This is a genomic window from Alkalibacterium sp. s-m-28 (assembly GCF_054658175.1).
Genome location: NZ_BAAGIQ010000152.1, coordinates 1 through 3,111, shown reverse-complemented (window position 1 = coordinate 3,111; position 3,111 = coordinate 1). Strand labels below are relative to the sequence as shown.

The window sequence follows — 3,111 nt, the reverse complement described above, 5'->3', positions numbered from 1 at the left end:
GTTCGACCAATTAAGTAGTCCTGACTTTTACACAAATGCGACAAAGCTACAAATTGCCTTACTCGCCTACAATTTTGCGAATTGGTTTCGCCGACTCTGCTTACCTAGAAGTATGAGTAAAAGCACCGTAGGAACCGTTAGAATCCAGCTGATCAAAATAGCAGGTAAAGTAGTCAATACAGCCCGTTATACCACATTCAAATTGTGTAGCAGTTGTTTATACAAAAAACAATTTTGGTTCACTCTTAAAAAAATTCAAGGCATACCGCTTATTGAGTGACCCAATTAATAGCCGTTCATAATTTCAAAAAACTAAGATCATCTTGCGGGATAAGTCTGTCCATTTTTAAGCAAAGTGGAAAAACAAGGGTAATTTTAAACGAGAATTTAGCGGGCAACCACACTTATTTAGGTATAAGTATTAAATCGTCCTGACTGTCATTTGTTTTTGGCATTTTACAGGGAAAGTACCTATAAAAAAATCAAGTTATGAATAATGCAGGTTGAATATAATAACCCCTACTTCACTCATACTAGGATGATAAATGTGAGATGAAGAAAAAACCTCACTTTAGTTGTAGTGAGGGTGGTCTTATGCTTCATGTAGTGCCCCAATATTTAAATCAAACCCTGCTTCATGAATAACCTCTGCGGTAGTCGGGTGAGCAAAGATCGTTTTTGTAATTTGTTGCTCGGTAAGTCCATTTGTAATTGCAATCGTAAGGCTACTAATTAAAGAAGAGGCATCTGGTCCAATGATAGAACCTCCAATAATTTCACTTGTTTTGTTGTCTTTAATGAGTTTAATAAAACCATCAGACTCATTCATCGTTAAGGCCTTTCCGTTACTTGAAAATGAAACCTTACTTACTCTATAATCTAGTTTTTTATCTTTACATTCGTATTCTTGCAGACCGACGGTAGCTATTTCTGGCGATGTAAAGATGACATTAGGAACTGCTGAATAATCCATATCTGACTCTTCACCAAGTATATTATTAACAGCGTGGATTCCTTGATGTGACGCGACATGAGCAAGTTGGATAATGTTAGTCACATCACCGATCGCATAGATATTTTTAATATTTGTCTGCATCTTCTGATTAACGGCAATCCCATTTCTAGCTTCGTCCATACGAATTTTTATTTCTTCGAGATTCAGTCCATCAATATTTGGTTCGCGGCCAATAGCAACAAGCACTTTTTCACTAACTAAAAGTTGTTCTTTACCGTCTGTTTCGTAGGTTATAATTGCTTGTCCATTATTAGCTTGTTGAATTTTGGTTACTTTGGCTTGTGTATGAATATGAATGCCCTTTTGCTCGGATAGACGTTCGATTTCTTCGCATAAGTCATCATCTAGGATATCAAGAACATGATCCATAAATTCTAGTACATGAACTTCTACTCCGAGATTGCGATAAATACAGGCAAATTCCATGCCAATTACACCGCCACCAATAATGGTTATGCTATTTGGCAATTCAGTTAATGCCAGTGCATCCGTGCTGTTCATCACAAAAGGAAGTTCAACACCAGGAATGTTAACATGAGAAATCTTAGAGCCTGTAGCTATAATGGTATCTTTTGCTGAAATATGGGATGTATCCTTCCCATTTACAATGACTTTGTTATCTGATAGAAAAGATGCTGTTCCCTGAATGACACGAATCTTGTTCTTCTCCATTAAAAATGAAACCCCAGATACTAATTGATTGACGACTTCATCTTTTCGATCAATGATTTGTTTCATATTGATCTTTAGATCTGAATCTGATTCAATGCCAAATAAAGAACTGTTTTTCACGTTATCACAAATCTCTGCCGATTTAACAAGAGCTTTTGTTGGAATACATCCTACATTTAAGCAAGTTCCACCTAAGGTATCTTCTTTTTCAATAAGTGTGACATCGAGTCCTTTTTTAGCGGCATAAATAGCTGCCACATATCCTCCTGGTCCAGCGCCAATAATGAGTAAGTCCGTTGTCACCTCGTTTATAGGTTGTTCGCCATCCGCTTTTTGTTCACTTGTATCATTCTTTTCGTCACTTTCTTGAATGGACTCTATTTCAAATAATATTTGCTTAGAAGAAACTTCACTTCCTTCTTCAATGTGAATTTGATTGATGACACCATCTTGATTGGCCGTTATTGTTCGGTTTCCTTTACTTGTTTCGACCTCCGCTAATGAGTCGCCCTCAGAAACTTTGCTACCAATGGTTACGTGAATTTCTCCAACTTTACCCTTTTTTCCACCGGGAATTACAGACATTAAAATTTCCATTGCTAATTCTCCTTAAAAAGTAATTTTCTAAAATTAATTACTCAAGTTTTGCAGTTAAAAAATAGCCTTTGACCCTTGGTGTCATTGACTTGGTACCGATTATTATGCCGCTTTTGATATTTGATTCAGCTGATTTTCTTTTAAAAATGGCTTGAAGAGTTCCGGTAAACTATCAAAGATGGTATCTAACAAGTCTTGAACATGTTGTTCAGATAGTACTAACTCGTTCATTAATGTCTCTTTCAGACAGGCCATTACGAGAAACAGCGATTGCGCGAATCGAATGTTCTCCATTTCATCACAGCACAAATAAAACAGCTCACCGATGGTGCGCGGATCCTTCTCTTCACGGGATATTAAGGCGAACATCATATACCGGGTAAAAACAACCGCAGTATGGGCAACCATATTGTCATAATCACGAGCAGAAAATTCATTGGAGAGCTTAAGGTAAGATTTACTGTATTTGAAGAAGGTCTCGATCTGCCAGCGTTTTCCATATAAACGAATGATTTCCTCATCTGGCAAGTCAACGTCAGTTGACAGAAGAGCTAGCCAGTTTTTCTTGCCTCTGCGATTGTCCCGAACAAATATTATCTTAGCCTGGATGTCTTCATTATTATCGTTCAATCCTAAGCTGACAACGACAGATGCTTTAATTTTCGCACGGCCACGCTTTTTCTTGAGCACTCTGTAGAGATCTTTCAGGTTATACTTTTGTCCATTGTATCCGTACGTTGTACGCGTAGGTTTAAGCATGCAGATGACTTGAAGCGGATAATCAGTGACCACTTGTTTGATGGTTTTAGGATAAGCGAACCAGCTGT

At 37.5% G+C, this 3,111-nt stretch carries 3 protein-coding genes; 1 reads left to right on the top strand and 2 read right to left on the bottom strand.

The window, feature by feature from the left end; genetic code table 11:
• Positions 1-280: transposase (locus tag ACYQ4S_RS11440; RefSeq protein ID WP_459771247.1), on the top strand; the 280-nt coding region annotated here is incomplete at its 5' end.
• Positions 281-592: 312 nt separating this feature from the next.
• On the opposite strand, the gene lpdA is transcribed toward ACYQ4S_RS11440, so the two are convergent.
• Together lpdA and ACYQ4S_RS11430 are read right to left on the bottom strand one after the other, a co-directional pair.
• Positions 593-2,284, bottom strand: a complete 1,692-nt coding sequence (gene lpdA, locus ACYQ4S_RS11435) for a dihydrolipoyl dehydrogenase (RefSeq protein WP_459771245.1) — start codon at positions 2,282-2,284, stop codon at positions 593-595.
• 102 nt (positions 2,285-2,386) lie between these two features.
• Positions 2,387-3,111 (bottom strand): IS4 family transposase (locus ACYQ4S_RS11430; protein WP_459771244.1); only part of this gene is annotated, 725 nt, incomplete at its 5' end.

Excerpts from the sequence above, each read along its gene's own strand:
- lpdA (WP_459771245.1), bottom strand. The coding sequence starts at position 2,284 with ATGGAAATTTTAATGTCTGTAATTCCCGGTGGAAAAAAGGGTAAAGTT.